This window comes from Stenotrophomonas sp. 3(2025) (genome assembly GCF_052665395.1).
This window is the reverse complement of record NZ_JBQOIF010000022.1, coordinates 30,321-45,144: the sequence shown is the minus strand read 5'-3', so window position 1 is coordinate 45,144 and position 14,824 is coordinate 30,321. Positions and strand designations below refer to the sequence as shown.

13 protein-coding genes are annotated in these 14,824 nt (G+C 66.6%); 6 read left to right on the top strand and 7 right to left on the bottom strand.

Features of this window, described 5'->3' with window-relative positions:
- Window position 1: 1 nt before the first annotated feature.
- Window positions 2-724: an ABC transporter ATP-binding protein gene (locus ACUXVE_RS15865; protein ID WP_032976565.1), complete on the bottom strand. Its 723-nt coding sequence runs from the start codon at window positions 722-724 to the stop codon at window positions 2-4.
- Between the two features lie 31 nt (window positions 725-755).
- The gene (locus tag ACUXVE_RS15860) at window positions 756-2,033 is read right to left on the bottom strand and encodes an efflux RND transporter periplasmic adaptor subunit (protein ID WP_445514771.1); all 1,278 of its coding nucleotides are present in this window, start codon (window positions 2,031-2,033) and stop codon (window positions 756-758) included.
- A 214-nt stretch (window positions 2,034-2,247) separates the two neighbouring features.
- On the opposite strand from ACUXVE_RS15860, the gene glmS reads away from it, so the two are divergent.
- Both glmS and ACUXVE_RS15850 read left to right on the top strand, forming a co-directional pair.
- Entirely contained in the window at window positions 2,248-4,086 is a 1,839-nt protein-coding gene (glmS, locus tag ACUXVE_RS15855; protein WP_222388338.1) for a glutamine--fructose-6-phosphate transaminase (isomerizing), read from the top strand.
- Window positions 4,087-4,529: 443 nt separating this feature from the next.
- Complete coding sequence (locus ACUXVE_RS15850) at window positions 4,530-4,961, top strand: CBS domain-containing protein (protein WP_025877332.1); 432 nt, start codon at window positions 4,530-4,532, stop codon at window positions 4,959-4,961.
- A gap of 125 nt (window positions 4,962-5,086) precedes the next feature.
- On the opposite strand, the gene ACUXVE_RS15845 is transcribed toward ACUXVE_RS15850, so the two are convergent.
- Window positions 5,087-5,515 carry a VOC family protein gene (locus ACUXVE_RS15845; RefSeq protein WP_025877330.1) on the bottom strand — a complete coding sequence of 143 codons (429 nt, stop codon included), beginning with the start codon at window positions 5,513-5,515 and terminating at the stop codon, window positions 5,087-5,089.
- A gap of 127 nt (window positions 5,516-5,642) precedes the next feature.
- Window positions 5,643-6,161, bottom strand: a complete 519-nt coding sequence (gloA, locus tag ACUXVE_RS15840; RefSeq protein WP_445514770.1) for a lactoylglutathione lyase — start codon at window positions 6,159-6,161, stop codon at window positions 5,643-5,645.
- A gap of 126 nt (window positions 6,162-6,287) precedes the next feature.
- Here gloA and ACUXVE_RS15835 point away from each other — a divergent pair, with 126 nt between their 5' ends.
- Complete coding sequence (locus ACUXVE_RS15835; RefSeq protein WP_025877326.1) at window positions 6,288-7,400, top strand: PLP-dependent cysteine synthase family protein; 1,113 nt, start codon at window positions 6,288-6,290, stop codon at window positions 7,398-7,400.
- A 97-nt stretch (window positions 7,401-7,497) separates the two neighbouring features.
- On the opposite strand, the gene ACUXVE_RS15830 is transcribed toward ACUXVE_RS15835, so the two are convergent.
- On the bottom strand, window positions 7,498-7,902 hold the full coding sequence (locus ACUXVE_RS15830) for a hypothetical protein (RefSeq protein WP_093818057.1): 405 nt from the start codon (window positions 7,900-7,902) through the stop codon (window positions 7,498-7,500).
- A 170-nt stretch (window positions 7,903-8,072) separates the two neighbouring features.
- Here ACUXVE_RS15830 and ACUXVE_RS15825 point away from each other — a divergent pair, with 170 nt between their 5' ends.
- Window positions 8,073-10,103, top strand: a complete 2,031-nt coding sequence (locus ACUXVE_RS15825) for a M3 family metallopeptidase (RefSeq protein WP_445514769.1) — start codon at window positions 8,073-8,075, stop codon at window positions 10,101-10,103.
- Between the two features lie 168 nt (window positions 10,104-10,271).
- Here ACUXVE_RS15825 and ACUXVE_RS15820 read toward each other — a convergent pair whose 3' ends face one another.
- Together ACUXVE_RS15820 and ACUXVE_RS15815 are read right to left on the bottom strand one after the other, a co-directional pair.
- The gene (locus tag ACUXVE_RS15820) at window positions 10,272-11,072 is read right to left on the bottom strand and encodes an SDR family oxidoreductase (RefSeq protein ID WP_222388342.1); all 801 of its coding nucleotides are present in this window, start codon (window positions 11,070-11,072) and stop codon (window positions 10,272-10,274) included.
- Window positions 11,069-11,635: a DUF1415 domain-containing protein gene (locus ACUXVE_RS15815; RefSeq protein ID WP_025877318.1), complete on the bottom strand. Its 567-nt coding sequence runs from the start codon at window positions 11,633-11,635 to the stop codon at window positions 11,069-11,071. The genes ACUXVE_RS15820 and ACUXVE_RS15815 overlap by 4 nt, the downstream gene beginning before the upstream one ends.
- A gap of 195 nt (window positions 11,636-11,830) precedes the next feature.
- On the opposite strand from ACUXVE_RS15815, the gene ACUXVE_RS15810 reads away from it, so the two are divergent.
- Window positions 11,831-13,297: a benzaldehyde dehydrogenase gene (locus ACUXVE_RS15810; RefSeq protein ID WP_445514768.1), complete on the top strand. Its 1,467-nt coding sequence runs from the start codon at window positions 11,831-11,833 to the stop codon at window positions 13,295-13,297.
- A 17-nt stretch (window positions 13,298-13,314) separates the two neighbouring features.
- Window positions 13,315-14,442, top strand: coding sequence for an NAD(P)-dependent alcohol dehydrogenase (locus ACUXVE_RS15805; RefSeq protein WP_445514767.1), 1,128 nt, complete (start codon window positions 13,315-13,317; stop codon window positions 14,440-14,442).
- Window positions 14,443-14,824 lie beyond the last annotated feature (382 nt).

Here is a 14,824-nt window from a genome sequence, read left to right as displayed (position 1 = left end):
CTCACTCGTTGACGGCGACGATGCGACGCGGGGTGGCCAGCACCGGCTCGCGCACCAGGTCGGTGACCTGGCCGTCGACGATGTGCACGTTGCGCTGCGCGCGTGCGGCCAGTTCCGGGTCGTGGGTGACCATCACGATGGTGGTGCCGGCGGCGTTGATCTCCTCCAGAAGTTCCATCACCCCGCGCGCCATCTGCGTGTCCAGGTTGCCGGTCGGTTCGTCGGCCAGCAGCAGGCGCGGGCTGCCGGCCAGGGCACGGGCGATCGCCGCGCGCTGCTGCTGGCCGCCGGAGAGTTCGTTCGGGTAGTGCTTCATGCGCGAGCCCAGGCCGACCTGGCTCAGCGCCTTCTCGATGCGCTCGCGGCGCTCGCCGGCGCTCATCTTGCGGTAGCGCAGCGGCACGTCCACGTTGTCGAACAGGTTGAGGTCCGGAATCAGGTTGAAGCCCTGGAAGATGAAGCCGATCTTCTGGTTGCGCAGGCGGCTGCGGGCATCATCGCCGAGCTTGCTGACGTCCTGGCCATCAAGCATGTAGGTGCCGCTGGTGAAGGTTTCCAGCAGGCCGGCGATGTTGAGGAAGGTGGTCTTGCCGGAGCCGGACGGACCAGTGACGGCGACGAACTCGCCTTCCTTGACCTGCAGTTCCAGTGAACGCAGCGCGTGGGTTTCCACCTGTTCGGTACGGAAGACCTTGGCGACCGAACGCATTTCGAGCATGTACATGGGGTGTCCTCTCTCCAGGATGTATGAGTTGTCAGTTGACGGAGACGCGTTCGGCGTCCTTGAACAGGTCGCTGCCCGAGACCACGATGCGGTCCCCCGGCTGCACACCCGACTTGATTTCCACTTCGCCCAGGCTGCTGACGCCCAGTTCGATCGGACGACGCACCGCGGTGCGGCCATCCATTACGTACGCCACGCCGTTGCCCTGCTCCACGAACGGGCCGCGCTCGACCTTCATGACATTCCTGCGGGTATCCAGCAGCACCCGCACCGACATCCGCTGGCTCTGGCGCAGCCCTTCAGGCTGGGCCGCAGCGAAGCGGACGCGAGCGTTGACTTCACCATTGACCACTTCCGGCGACACCGCACTGATCTCGCCCGGGAACGGCTGGCCATTGCCACCGGTCAGCTGCGCCGGCATGCCGATCGCCAGATCGCGCGCGAAGCTCTCCGGCACCTTGATCTCGACTTCGAACTTGGACAGGTCGACCACGCCCAGCACCGGCGCGTTGGCGGCAAGGTTGGTGGCCTGGGTGGCCTGCACCTGGCCGACCTGGCCATCGAACGGTGCACGCAGGGTCAGTGCGTCCACCTGGCGCCGCACTTCGGCCACTACGGCCTTCTGGCGGTCGGCCAGCAAACGCTTGTTGCGTGCGTCCAGGTCCGCGCCCTGGCTCTGCAGGCGTGCATCGGTGGTGGCATTGACCAGGCTGATGTCGGCCTTCTTCAGGGTGTCCTGGGCCTTGGCCAGGTCGATCTGCGGCACCGCACCGCCATCGAAGCCACGCTGGTAGCGCTGCAGGTCGCGGTCGGCGGCCTGCCGCTCGATGTTGGCCTGGTCGGTTTCCTTGCGTGACTTGGCCCGGGCCAGGGTGGCATCCAGGTTGGCGCGGCTGGCCTCGGCTTCCAGGCCGGCCAGGGTGGCCTCCTCCTGGGCGAGCTTGCTGCGCAGCTCGGGGCTGTCGATGATCGCCAGCTCCTGGCCCTTCTTGACCACGTCGCCGGCCACCACCTTCAGGTCCACCGTGCCGGCGGAGATGGCGTACAGCACCGGGCTGTTGGCGGCGATCACGCGGCCGTCGGCGGCGATGTCGCGCACCAGGTCGCCGCGCTGCACTTCGGCGATGCGCACCCGGCTGCTGTCGAACGAGCTGCTGGCATTGGACCACGCATGCACGGCCCAGCCGATGCCGGCCAGCAGCGCGATCCCCGCCAGGGCCGGCCAGCGGTAACGATGCCATGCGGCCTTGGGGGCACTGGCTGAAGCGGAGGAAACGATCTGGTCCTGGGCGGAGGTGTCGCGGATCATCGGGTTCGTGCCTGTCGGTGGTGCCAGAGTGGTGCCAAGGACAAAGCACACAGCGTGCCAACTTTATTTCCTTTCCCATCAATTAGTTGCGGATTTTTCATGACTGTCCGGGTGTCCGCGGACACCTTTCCGGACACTTTCATTAAGCGGACAGGAGGGGGCTGGCGGACACGCACGCTAGAATGCGGCGACCGTCTTCAAGGAACTGCGTGACATGTGTGGAATCGTAGGTGCGATCGCCGGGCGCGACGTGGTGCCGCTGCTGATCGAGGGACTGAAGCGACTGGAATACCGCGGCTACGATTCCTCCGGCATCGCCGTGATCGATCAGGCCGAACGGCCCGAGGTGCGCCGCGTACGCCGCACCGGTCGTGTCTCGGAGATGGCCACTGCTGCCGAGGCTGAAGGCTTCAATGCCAGCCTGGGTATCGGCCACACCCGCTGGGCCACCCATGGTGGTGTCACCGAGGCGAACGCGCATCCGCACATCAGCCATGGCGTGGCGCTGGTGCACAACGGCATCATCGAGAACCATGAGGAGCAGCGCGAGAAGCTGCGCGCGCTGGGCTACACCTTCGAGTCGCAGACCGACACCGAAGTGATCGCCCACCTGATCCACCACCATCTTAAGAATGGCGATGACCTGCTGGTCGCGCTGCAGCACACGGTGAAGGAACTGACCGGTGCCTATGCGCTGGCCGTGGTCAGCCGTGCCGAGCCGCAACGTTTCGTCTGTGCCCGCATGGGCTGCCCGCTGCTGGTCGGTCTGGGCGAGGGCGAGAACTTCGTGGCGTCCGATGTGTCGGCCGTGCTGTCGGCCACGCGCAAGGTGATCTTCCTGGAAGAGGGCGACACCGCCGAGATCCGCCGTGATGGCGTGAGCATCTTCGATGGCAACGATCAGCCGATCGAGCGCGATGTGCATCTCTCCGATGTCTCGCTGGCATCGCTGGAGCTGGGCCCGTACCGCCACTTCATGCAGAAGGAGATCCACGAGCAGCCGCGTGCGCTGGGCGACACCATCGAAGCGGCGATCGACGCTGGTGGCTTCCCGGCCGAACTGTTCGGCAAGAATGCCGAAGCGGTGCTGTCGGGCATCGAGGGCGTGCAGATCCTGGCCTGTGGTACCAGTTACTACTCGGGCCTGACCGCGCGCTACTGGATCGAGGCCATCGCCGGCCTGCCGTGCAGCGTGGAGATCGCCAGCGAATACCGCTACCGCGCGGCCTATGCGAATCCGAAGCACCTGATCGTGACCATCTCCCAGTCCGGCGAAACGCTGGACACGATGGAAGCGCTGAAGTACGCCAAGTCGCTGGGCCACACGCACACGCTGTCGATCTGCAACGTGCCGGAAAGCGCGATTCCGCGCGCCAGCGAACTGGTCTGCTACACCCGTGCCGGCGCCGAGATCGGCGTGGCCTCGACCAAGGCGTTCACCACCCAGCTGGCCGCGCTGTTCCAGCTGACCGTGGTACTGGGCAAGCTGCATGGCCGCGTTGATGCCGCACAGGAAGCGGACTACCTGGAGCAGCTGCGTTTCCTGCCGGGGAGCGTGCAGCATGCGTTGAACATGGAACCGCAGATCGCTGCATGGGCCGAGCGCTTCGCACGCAAGAGCAGTGCGCTGTTCCTCGGCCGTGGCCTGCACTATCCGATCGCCCTGGAAGGCGCGCTCAAGCTGAAGGAAATCTCGTACATCCACGCCGAGGCCTACCCGGCCGGTGAGCTCAAGCACGGGCCGCTGGCGCTGGTGGACGAGGACATGCCGGTGGTGGTGATCGCGCCCAACGACAGCCTGCTGGAGAAGGTCAAATCCAACATGCAGGAAGTGCGCGCGCGTGGCGGCGAGCTGTTCGTGTTCGCCGACCAGGACAGCAACTTCAACGAGTCCGAAGGCGTGCACGTGATCCGCACCCCGCGCCATGCCGGCGTGCTCAGCCCGGTGGTGCACACCATCCCGGTGCAGCTGCTGGCGTACCACACCGCGCTGGCGCGCGGCACCGACGTGGACAAGCCGCGCAACCTGGCCAAGAGCGTTACGGTGGAGTAAACACTCGGGTCCATTGGATGCTGCATGCGAAAGGGGCCCACGTGGCCCCTTTCGTTTATGACAGTGGCGCTTCCAAGTGGGACAGCTGCCGGGTTTTCTGTCCGCGGTCGGCAGCAGGCAATCAATCTTTAATGCGCGACATCGCCTGTATTCAGCTGCGGTTTCAGCCGCGGTGCCATTCTCTGGATCGTCAGTTGGTTCCTACGACGAACTGTCCCATCGATGCCGCTAGTGACCGATGGTCGCAGTCGTAGAATCGAGTTGACCGAGATCCGGGTTGAGCCGTTGAACCCCCTCGTTCGTGTTGCAGCACGACGTCTGCCGATCCATTCCAAGCGGCAGGTGGGTGCGCCAGACGTGCACTGAAAGGTCTGTTCCCGGGGAGGGGGCGAATCGGCAGAGCACACTTTTTTGACTTCAGTGACCTGCACCAGGAAACAAGAATGAACGTCCGCGAGCTCCTGCAATCCAAGAAAGAAGCTGTCATCACCATCGACACGGAAGACACGATCGGTGCCGCCGCGCACAAGATGAGCGCGAATAAAATCGCCGCACTGGTCGTGATGAAGGATGATGCCCCGGTCGGCATCATTTCCGAAAAGGACATCGTCCGCAGCCTGGCCGATGATGGCCCGCAGGCCGGTCGCCGGGTGATTTCCAGCCTGCCGTCCACCGGCCTGGAAGGCATTGCGCCGGACGCCACGTTGAAGCAGGCCATGTCCCTGATGACCTACTCGCGTCGTCGCCACCTGATGGTCACCGACGGCAGCAAGCTGGTCGGCATCCTCAGCCTGGGTGACATCGTGAAGAACCTGCTGGGCGAGCTGGAGCTGGAAAAGGCCGTGTTGCAGGACATCTACATGGCGGCCCACTGAGGCCTGCGCTGCGTGATGAAACGAAGCCGGGCATTGCCCGGCTTCTTCGTTGGTAGCGCCGGGCCATGCCCGGTTTCATTCGTTGGTAGCGCCGGGCCATGCCCGGCGAGTGCGTAGCGCAGGAATCAGAAGCTGACCTTCACCGAATCGGCGCTGTAGTTCGCCGGGCCGTGGTAGACAACCTCGATGTTGTTGCCATCCGGATCGAGCACGAAGGCGCCGTAGTAGCCGGGATGGTACGGGCGCTCGCCGGGCGCGCCGTTGTCCTTGCCGCCCGCCGCCAGCGCAGCGCTGTGGAAAGCATCGACGGTGGCGGTATCGCGGGCCTGGAAGGCCAGGTGATGGCGACCGGTCAACTGGCCGGCAGCGGCCTCGCTGCTGGCGCTGGAAATGAACAACTCGTCGGCCCAGAAGTAGTCATCGCCTTCGCCGGCCACCGGGATGCCGATCGTGTCGAACACCGCCTGGTAGAAGCGGCGGCTGGCGGCCAGATCGCGTACGACCAGCTGGATGTGGTCGATCAATCGCCCGCGGTGCAGTTCCATCGTTTCCATACGAACCTCGCAAAAAAGGGGGATGGAGTCGGTAGCGCCGGGCCGTGCCCGGCGAGCGCGCAGCGCGGCCTGCTCAAGGCCGCCGGGCATGGCCCGGCGCTACCGGAATTGTGCCCCTTTCTGCCGGTCAGGCGTTGGCGATGATCTCGACCCAGTAGCCGTCCGGGTCCTTGATGAAGGCCAGGTTCTTCATGCGGCCGTCGGTCAGGCGCTTCTGGAAGGTCACGCCCAGGTCTTCGAAACGCTGGCAGGCCGCTTCGATGTCCGGCACCGACACGCAGATGTGGCCGAAGCCGCGCGGGTCGCTGTTGCCGTCGTGGTAGACGGCGCCTTCCTGGTTCTCGGTGCCATGGTTGTGGGTCAGTTCCAGCACGCCCGGCAGGCCGGCCATCCACAGGCGGCGGGTGTTGTCATCTTCCGGCACCACGGTGCCGGCAGGTACGTAGGCCAGGAAGTACAGGCTGAACTGGGCTTCGGCGAAGTCGCGCTTGTCGATCAGCTGGTAGCCCAGCACGCGGGTGTAGAAGTCCAGCGAGGCGGTGGCGTCCTTGACCCGCAGCATGGTGTGGTTGAAGACGAAGCCGGTGGTCTCGGACGGGGCCTGGGCGGCGACGCCGGGGACATCGCGCAGGGCGGGAATGGTCATGGGGGAGGTCCTTCAGACAGGGCCGTTGCCGGCCGGATGGGTGTCATTCTACGGGCCGGCAGCTGACGGCACCGCGACGTACAATGGCCGGATCGCACCGTTCCGTCCTGATGACCATTGCCCGCCATGTCGCAGCGTGAATGGGTGGCCGCCGCCATCCGCAAGATCGAAGCCGATTTCAACCGTTCCGCCGATACCCACCTGATCCCGCTGGCGCTGCCCGGGTTCGAGGGCATCGAGGTGTACCTGAAGGATGAATCGAGCCATCCCACCGGCAGCCTCAAGCACCGGCTGGCGCGTTCGCTGTTCCTGTATGCGCTGGCCAACGGCTGGCTGCGTGAAGGACGGCCGGTGATCGAGGCCTCCAGCGGCTCCACCGCCGTTTCCGAGGCCTACTTCGCGCGCCTGCTCGGCCTGCCGTTCATCGCAGTGATGCCGGCCACGACGTCGCCGGAGAAGATCGCGGCGATCGAGTTCCACGGTGGCCGCTGCCATCTGGTCGAGCGCGCCTGCGACCTCAACTGCGATTCGGAAAAGCTGGCCCGCGAAACCGGCGGCCACTTCATGGACCAGTTCACCTATGCCGAGCGCGCCACCGACTGGCGTGCCAACAACAACATCGCCGAATCGATCTTCAAGCAGATGGCCGAGGAGCCAAGCCCGATTCCGGACTGGATCGTGTGCAGCCCCGGCACCGGCGGTACCGCAGCAACGCTCGGGCGCTACGTCAGCTATCGCCGGCATGACACCCGCATCCTGTGTGCGGACCCGGAAGTCTCGGTGTTCTACGATGGCTACCAGGCTGCACTGGCCGGCGGCAACGAGTGGCGCGGCATGACCTGCAACGGCGGCTCGCGGGTGGAAGGCATCGGCCGGCCGCGGGTGGAGTCCAGCTTCATCCCGACCAGTGTCGATGCCATGGTGAAGGTGCCCGACGCCTTGAGCCTGGCTGCGATGCGTCATGTCAGCCGCCAGCTGGGGCGCCGCGTCGGTGGCTCCACCGGCACCAACTTCATCGGCGTGCTGCAGGCCGCGCAGTGGATGCGCGAGGCCGGCCGCCAGGGCAGCATCGTCAGCATCCTGTGCGACAGCGGCGATCGCTACGCGCACAGCTATTACGACCCGGCCTGGTATGTGCGGCAGGGAATCGATGTGGACGCTGCCGACGCGCAGGTGGCGGCGGCGGTGGCCGGGCAGGGCCTGCCTGGATTGCCGTGGTGCAGTCTGGAAGCGCTGTAAGCCCGTCAGGCATCCGCCGGGCATGGCCCGGCGCTACCAGGACAGGTCGGCAGCGCCGGGCCATGCCAGGCGAGCGCGGCGGCGCATTGGATCGCGCTCAATACCCGGCGGCCATGAAGGCATCCAGTACCGCATCGCGCAGCGCGTCGGGCAGGGCCTCAATCTCCACGGCGCGGTCGTCCAGGTGCAGTCGCGGGTCCAGGCTGCTGGCCCGGCCCTGGGCCAGGGCCTGCAGCCACAGCAGCACGCAGATGACGAACTCGCGCTCGTGGCCCAGCCGCACCTGGCTGGCACCGCGCTCGATCACTTCGAAGGGATACCATTCCTGCTCGTCGCTGAATCTTCCACCCTGAAGCTGCAGTGCCTGCAACTGCTGCAGGTGGCGCGGTGCATCATCGCCCGCATCGCACAGCGCGGCGATCCAGGCCAGCTCGGTCGGGCTGGCCGACAGCGCCAGCGATGACGTACGTACTGCGGATGGAGCTGGAGCCAGACCTTCCATGTGGGGCCTCCTCGATACGTTCCGCTGCGGTCTCCCCCGCGCCGCAAGCTTCAGCCGACGGACGTCAGGCCGACGTGAACAATGGCCCGCCGCCCCTTGTCTGTCGGCCTGGCCAGCGCCATATCGATCTGGCTGCCCGCGCTGCCGGGCCCGTACCCTGGAGACCTGCCGTGACCGTTGCCAACCCCCTGCTCGATTTTTCCGGCCTGCCGCGCTTCGAGGCGATCCGCCCCGAGCATGTGGCGCCGGCGCTGGACGTGCTGCTGGCGCAGGCCGAAGCGGCGGTCAGCGCTGCCGAGCAGGTGCAGCCGGTAACCTGGCAGACCTTCGTCACCCCGCTGGACGACGCCACCGAACGCCTGTGGCGCGCCTGGGGCCTGGTGGGCCACCTGCAGGGCGTGGTCAACACGCCGGAACTGCGTGAGGCCTACAACAGCAACCTGCCGCGGGTGACCCGTTTTGCCAGTGCGCTGGGCCAGAACCTGGTGCTTTACCGCCAGTACCAGGCGCTGGCGGCCAGCACCGAAGCGGCCGGTTTTGATGAGGCGCGCCGCAAGGTGCTGGACAACACCCTGCGTGATTTCCGCCTCGGCGGTGCCGAACTGGATGCGGACGCGCAGCAGCGTTTTTCCGCCATCAAGGAGGAACTGTCGGCGCTGTCGGCGAAGTTCTCGCAGAACGTGCTCGACGCCACCGATGCGTGGTCGCTGATCGTCGAAGACCCGGCGCGCCTGGCCGGCGTGCCGGACGACGTGAAGGCTGCTGCACGCGCCGCTGCGGAGAAAGACGGCAAGGCAGGCTGGAAGCTGACCCTGCAGATGCCGTGCTACCTGCCGGTGCAGACCTGGGGCGAGGACCGCGACCTGCGCGAGATCCTGTACCGCGCCAGCGCGCAACGCGCCTCCGAGTTCGGCGACGATGCGCTGGACAACGGCGGCAACATCGATCGCATCCTTGCACTGCGTGCCGAGCTCGCCGCGCTGCTGGGCTTTGATTCCTACGCCGACTATTCGGTGGCCACCAAGATGGCCAGCGACCCCGCCGAAGTGCTGGGCTTCCTGCGTGACCTGGCCGCGCGCGCCAAGCCGTTCGCCGCCAAGGACCGCGCCGAGCTGGAGCAGTTCGCCCGCGAGCATCTCGGTATCGACAGCCTGCAGGCCTGGGATCTGGCGTTCGCCGCCGACCGCCTGAAGCAGGCGCGTTACAGCTACTCCGAGCAGGAAATGAAGCAGTATTTCACCGAACCGAAGGTACTGGGCGGCCTGTTCTCGGTGATCGAGCAGCTGTACGGCCTGCGCGTGCAGGAAGACAGCGCGCCGGTCTGGCATGAGGACGTGCGCTTCTTCCGCCTGGTGGATGCGCAGGGCGCCCTGGTGGGCCAGTTCTACCTGGACCTGTACGCCCGCGAGGGCAAGCGTGGCGGCGCGTGGATGGATGACTGCCGCAACCGCCGCGAGCGCGCCGATGGCAGCGTACAGACGCCGCTGGTGTACCTGGTGTGCAACTTCGGCCGTGGTGCCGATGGCAAGCCGGCAACCTTCAGCCACAATGAAGTGACCACGCTGTTCCATGAAATGGGCCATGGCCTGCATCAGCTGCTGACCCGCATCGGCGAACTGGGCGTGGCCGGCATCAACGGCGTGGAGTGGGATGCGGTGGAGCTGCCCAGCCAGTTCATGGAGAACTTCTGCTGGGAATGGGACCACCTGCAGGGCATGACCGCGCATGTGGAAACCGGCGAGCCGCTGCCGCGCGCGCTGTACGAGCGCATGCTGGCCGCACGCAACTTCCACAGCGGCATGGCCACCGTGCGCCAGTTGGAATTCGGTCTGTTCGACATGCTGCTGCACAGCCAGTTCGAGGCGGCGCAGGACAGCGTGCTGGCACTGCTTGAGCGGGTGCGTGCGGAAGTGGCGGTGAACCATCCGCCGAGCTGGAATCGCTTCCCGCACCAGTTCAGCCATATCTTCGCCGGTGGCTATGCCGCCGGTTACTACAGCTACAAGTGGGCCGAAGTATTGAGCGCCGATGCCTACGCCGCGTTCGAGGAAGCACCGCAGGCGCTGGCCGCAACCGGCGCGCGTTTCCGCGACGAGGTGCTGTCGCGCGGCGGCAGTCGCCCGGCTGCCGAGAACTTCAAGGCCTTCCGCGGCCGTGCGCCGCAGATCGACGCGCTGCTGCGCCATTCGGGCATGGCGTAAGCACGTTGCCGCCATCCACGCATGGCGTGGATCTACCGGAATGCTCCGGCATGGCGTAAACGCAGAAAAGGGCAGCGCTCCGGTAGCGCCGGGCCATGCCCGGCGAGCACGTAGCGCGGCGCAGGAAAGCCGCCGGGCATGGCCCGGCGCTACCGGGGCGTCCCGCTTTCAATCGGCGTAGATCATCTTCCGGGTCATGCCGCCGTCGACTATGAAGTCCTGGCCGGTGCTGAAGCCGGACAACGAGGACAGCAGGTACACCGCCAGTGCGCCGATGTCCTCGGGTTCGCCGACGCGGCCAACCGGATGCTGGGCGTGGTCGGTGGCCGAGTACTGCGGCACGTGCTGGCGTGACGGCGCCTGCCAGGCATCGGTGCTGATCCAGCCGGGGCTGATGCTGTTCACCCGCACCGCCGGTCCCGCACTGATGGCCAGAGCGTGGGTGAAGGCCACCAGCCCGCCCTTGGCCGCAGCGTAGGCTTCGCTGTGCGCCTCGGACTGCCAGGCGCGCGTCGATGCGATGTTGATGATCGCGCCTGCGTCGGCCGACAACGCCGGCAATGCGTGCTTGCTGCACAGGAACGCGCCATGCAGCGATGACAGCCGGCGCTGCCATTCTTCCCAGTCCATGTCCTGCAGCAGGGTGCCGTGCGGCCCGGCGATGCCGGCATTGTTGACCAGGCCGTCGATGCGCCCGAAGCGTTGCAGGGCCGCCGCGATGAAGTCGCGCACGCTGCTTTCGTCGGTGATGTCCAGCCGCTGGAACGCGGCATCATCGCCGCGTTGCCATTCGGCCAGGCAGGCCTGGCCCGCCTCTACGTCCAGATCGCCGATCAGCACACGGCCGCCGGCCCCGAGCACCGCCTGGGCGATGCCGCGGCCGATGCCGTTGGCACCGCCGGTGACCAGCACCACCCTGCCGTGCAGTGGCGCGGCCGGCCAGGTGGCAATCGGCGGCACCGTGCTCATGACAGGTCGTCGCCGCGCAGGCGACGGTGCCAGCCCTCGACACCGATCCGGTCCAGGGTCTGGATGTTGCGCTCGACGATCACGTCCGGGTCCGGGTAGACATCCACCGCGCGTGCCACGCTGTCTTCGCGCAGCAGGTGCAGGGTGGGGTAGGGCGCGCGGTTGGTGTAGTTGCTGGCGTCATCGGCGGCGACGCCATCGAACTGGTAGTCCGGATGGAAGCTGGCCACCTGCAGGATGCCCTGCAGGTCCAGCGCCTCGATCGCCGCATCGGCGTTGTCGAGGAAGTCGTTGTAGTCGAGGAAGTCGGTCAGTACCTGCGGATGCACGATCAGCGTGGTATCGATCTGCTCGGCCGGCGTGTCGCGCAGCAGCACCAGTTCTTCGGCCAGTTCTTCCACCAGGGCTTCGGGTGTGGTCGCGTCGCTCAGCACGATGCGGACCTGGTCCTTCACGTACACCGCCTTGGCGAACGGGCACAGGTTCAGGCCGATGACGATGCGCTCCAGCCACAGGCGGGTGGCGGCGATCGGGTCATCGGTGGGCAGGGGGGTGTCGGTCATGGCGGGCGCATCGGCTGGCGGGGGTGGCCATTGTAGGCGGGCCGCTGCAGGGGCGCCGTTCACTGTGCAGGAACTGGACAACGGCGATGCTGGAAATTCCCATCGATTCAATCCCTTGCCGATATCACGCCAATGGCCGATTGCCGACGCTGCGGGCCAGGCGTGCAATGGCGGCACGACACAGGAGGACTTTTCATGACTGCATCTTCCCCATGGCTGCCGGACGCACTCTGGTCAGGCGCCTTCTTCGACGGTCAATGGAGCGCCGCTGCACAGTGCCAGCCGGTGATCGAGCCCGCCACCGGGCAATCTCTTGGCGAAATCGGCCTGGCCGATGCGGCGCAGGTCGCACGTTCGGCGGCCGCGGCGGCGCAGGCGCAACAGGCATGGGCGGCAGCGCCGTACGAACAGCGCGCCGAGGTGCTGCGCAAGGCTGCACGCCTGGCCGAAGAAAACATCGATACGCTGATCGACTGGCTGGTCCGCGAAAGTGGCTCCACCCGCCTGAAGGCCGGTTTCGAAGCCAAGGTGACCATCAAGGCGCTGCATGAGGCCGCCGCGCTGCCTTCGCGCAGCGTGGGTGAGATCCTGCCGTCCGAACCTGGGCGGCTGAGCCTGGCGCGGCGCCGTCCGCTGGGTGTGGTGGGGGTGATCTCCCCGTTCAATTTCCCGCTGTACCTGGCGATGCGCGCGGTGGCGCCGGCGATCGCGCTCGGCAATGCCGTGGTGCTCAAGCCGGACCCGCGCACGGCGGTGTGTGGTGGTGCGGTGATCGCACGCCTGTTCGAGCAGGCTGGTCTTCCGCAGGGGGTGCTGCAGATGCTGCCCGGCGACGGCGCCGCCGGTGCCGCGCTGACCAGCGACCCGCATGTGGCGATGATCCAGTTCACCGGCTCGACGGCGGCCGGACGCAAGGTTGGCGAAGCCGCCGGCAAGCACCTGAAAAAGGTGTCGCTGGAGCTGGGCGGCAAGAACGCGCTGATCATCCTTGACGATGCCGATCTCGACCTGGCCGTGGCCAACACCGCCTGGGGCGTGTACCTGCACCAGGGCCAGATCTGCATGGCCACCGGCCGTGTGCTGGTACAGCGCGGCATCCACCAGGCCTTCCTGCAGAAGCTGGTGGCCAAGGCGAAGTCGCTGAAGGTGGGTGACCCGGCACGCGAGGATGTTGCGCTGGGCCCACTGATCAATGCCGCGCAACGCGACCATGCGGCGCGTGTGGTCGACGACGCGGTGAAGGCGGGTGCCACGCTTGAAACCGGCGGCACCCACCAGGACCTGTTCTTCGCACCCACCGTGCTCGGCAACGTCAGTGTCGACAATCCGGCGTTCAACGAAGAGATCTTCGCGCCAGTAGCGGTGGTGGTGCCGTTCGATGACGACGACGAAGCCGTGCGCCTGGCCAATGACAGCGAGTACGGCCTGTCGATGGCGATCGTCTCCCGCAATGTCGGCCGCGCGCTGAAGCTGGGCGAGCGCCTGCGCACCGGTCTGCTGCACATCAACGACCAGACCGTGAACGACGAGGTCATCAATCCCTTCGGCGGGGTAGGGGCGTCCGGCAACGGCACCAGCATCGGCGGCCCGTCCAACGTGGAGGAATTCACCCAGTGGCAATGGATGACGGTCAAGGGCGAAGCCCCGGCCTATCCCATCTGATCGAGGAGAACGCAACGATGAGCAGCAACAGTGGATCGCGTGACATCACCGCAGCGGTGGTGCGCGGCAAGGAACTGCCCTTTGTCATTGAACAGGCGCGCCTGCGGGGCCCGCAGGACGACGAAGTGCTGGTGAAGATCGTAGCGACCGGCCTGTGCCATACCGATCTGATCGTGCGCGACCAGTACTATCCGGTGCCGCTGCCGGCAGTGCTGGGCCATGAGGGTGCGGGCATCGTCGAGGCGGTCGGCCCCAACGTGCGCGAGCTGAAGGCCGGCGACCATGTCGTGCTGACCTACGGCCAATGCGGCCACTGCAATCCCTGTCGTGGTGGCCACGGTGCATACTGCCGCGATTTCTTCGCGCTGAATTTCGGTGGTGATGATGGCCACGGCCATACCGCCATCACCGATGCACAGGGCCAACCGCTGCACGATCACTTCTTTGCACAATCGTCGTTCGCTACGTTTGCGCTGGCGCGCGAGATCAATGCGATCAAGGTGCCTGACGATGCGCCGCTGGAGCTGCTCGGTCCGCTGGGCTGCGGCATCCAGACCGGTGCCGGTGCGGTGCTCAACTCGCTGCAGGTGCGATCGGGCAGCAGCTTCGCCAGCTATGGCGCCGGTGCGGTCGGCCTGAGTGCGGTGATGGCGGCCAAGGTCGCCGGTGCCACCACCATCATCGCCATCGACGTGGTGCCCTCGCGGTTGCAGCTGGCCATGGAGCTGGGCGCCACCCATGTGGTCAACAGCCGCCAGACCGATGTGATCGAGGCGGTGCGCGCGATCACCGGTGGTGGCGCCGATTTCGCGCTGGAATCGACCGGGCGCCCGGAAGTGCTGTCGGCCGGCATCGAAGCGCTCGGCGGGCTTGGCATGATGGGCGTGGTCGGTGCGCCGAAGCTGGGCACCACTGCCAGTTTCGATGTGAACAACCTGCTGCTGGGCGGCCGCAGCATCCGTGGCATTGTCGAGGGCGACAGCGTGCCGCAGGTGTTCATTCCGCAGCTGGTGACGCTGTACCAGCAGGGGCGCTTCCCATTCGACAGGCTGGTGAAGTTCTATCCGCTGGAGCAGATCAACCAGGCGGCCGAGGACAGCACGCGGGGGATTACGCTGAAGCCGATTCTGCGGATTGCGGCGTGAGGTGAGGGTGGGTTTGCAGGGCTGCGCCCTGCACCTGCCGAATCAACGGCAACGGCAACGGCAACGGCAAAAGCGGGCATTCCGTGGGATGGCGGGGTGGGTCCGGTTGCGGGGGACGCTGCAAGTCCCCCTCCGGGGCCCGGCCCAACCGCTGGCGGCTGTGCGTTCGGGCGCTTGCGAAGCAGTGCTTCGCAAGCAAAGCGCCCTCACCCCTGTAAGCTCGGTCGCCGCTTGCTCGTGTGCGCTGTCCTGCGCACACGGCAAGGCCCGGGTTGGGCGTCCTGCCCAACCCGCCCGAGGCATGCCTCGGGCCCATGCGGCTCACGCCCCCGCAACCGGACCCACCCCGCCTTCGACGGGTTCCCGCTGCTGTTGGTGGGTG